At 70.5% G+C, this 1153-nt stretch carries 3 protein-coding genes; all 3 read right to left on the bottom strand.

Translation table 11 applies throughout. The features are described from left to right. On the bottom strand, positions 1–308 hold a 308-nt coding region (locus tag KVT45_RS54980; RefSeq protein ID WP_217562635.1), incomplete at its 3' end, for an acyl-CoA thioesterase domain-containing protein. Next, positions 305–787, bottom strand: a complete 483-nt coding sequence (locus KVT45_RS54985) for a cupin domain-containing protein (protein WP_217562637.1) — start codon at positions 785–787, stop codon at positions 305–307. The genes KVT45_RS54980 and KVT45_RS54985, both read right to left, overlap by 4 nt. 2 nt (positions 788–789) lie before the next feature. Further along, a partial coding sequence (locus KVT45_RS54990; RefSeq protein ID WP_217562639.1) for a fumarylacetoacetate hydrolase family protein occupies positions 790–1153 on the bottom strand: 364 nt, incomplete at its 5' end.

The raw sequence follows: 1153 nt of genomic DNA on the forward strand, positions 1-1153 counted from the left end.
CGGACCTGCCGGGTGGCGTAGCCGCGGCCGTCGCGCAGCAGCTCCACCTCGTAACGGACCTCGGCACCGATGTCGACCGGCCGCAGGAAGTAGGAGTGCATCGAGTGCAGCGTCTTGCCCTCGACCGACCGCATTGCGGCGGCCGCGGCCTGGGCGACCATGTCACCGCCGTACGCCTTCGGCCAGGGGCAGGGCTGGGTGGTCGCGGTGAAGGCGCGGTCGAAGAGCTCGGGCTCGGCCGGCTTCAGCGTGACGGCCGAGGTGAATGCCGCGGACGTCGGCGGCGGCGTCGTAGTCAGCGGCGTCATCGGTTCAGCCAGTCGCGTAGGGCGGCGTCCGCGATGTCGGGCAGGTTGACGACGATGTTCTCCGGCGTCCGGGTGGTCATCCAGGTCAGCGGCTTGGTGCGTGAGAGGTTGCACTCGATGTGCGGCATGAACGGCGGTACGAAGACCCAGTCGCCCTCTTCCATGTCGACGTAGTCCTCGAACTTCTCGCCGAAGTAGATGCGCGCCCGGCCCGACAGGACGTAGCCGCCGGTCTCGGCCTCGCCGTGATGGTGGGTCACCGAGCGGTAACCGGGCTCGTTGCTGACCTTGCCGAACCACAGCTTGGTGGCCGGGGTGTGCTGGATGGAGACGCCGGAGACGCGGGTGGCTCCGGTGGACTGGCCGGTGGCGCCGACTTCGAGGCCGCCGCGGGTCACGACCGGGACGACCAGGCCGGACGCGTTGGCGTACGCGGAGTTGTCGCCCTCCAGGACGTACTTGGAGAAATCGGGTTCCATGATCAGCTCCGGGGGTCGGTGAGACGGAGGCGGTTGCGGAGTACGCCGATGCCGGGGATCTCGGTCTCGAGGAGGTCGCCATCGGCCAGGTAGAGGGGCGGTGCCAGGCCGGCACCCACGCCACCGGGGGTGCCGGTCAGCACGACGCCGCCGGGGCGCAGGGACGTGAAGGTGGAGACGTAGGCGAGCAGGTCGGCCGCGTCGAAGACGAGGGTGCGGGTGTCGCCGCGCTGGCGCTCGACGCCGTTCACGCGGCAGATCACCCCGACGCCCGCGACCGGGTCGAGTTCGTCGGGGGTGACGACCACCGGGCCGAGCGGGGTGGTCCGGTCCCATGCCTTGCCCTGGAACCACTGCAGGGTGCGC

Source organism: Streptomyces sp. GbtcB6, assembly GCF_019091475.1.
Classification (GTDB): domain Bacteria; phylum Actinomycetota; class Actinomycetes; order Streptomycetales; family Streptomycetaceae; genus Streptomyces; species Streptomyces hyaluromycini.

Coding starts and splice junctions, on each gene's coding strand:
- KVT45_RS54985 (WP_217562637.1), bottom strand. CDS start 787: ATGGAACCCGATTTCTCCAAGTACGTCCTGGAGGGCGACAACTCCGCG.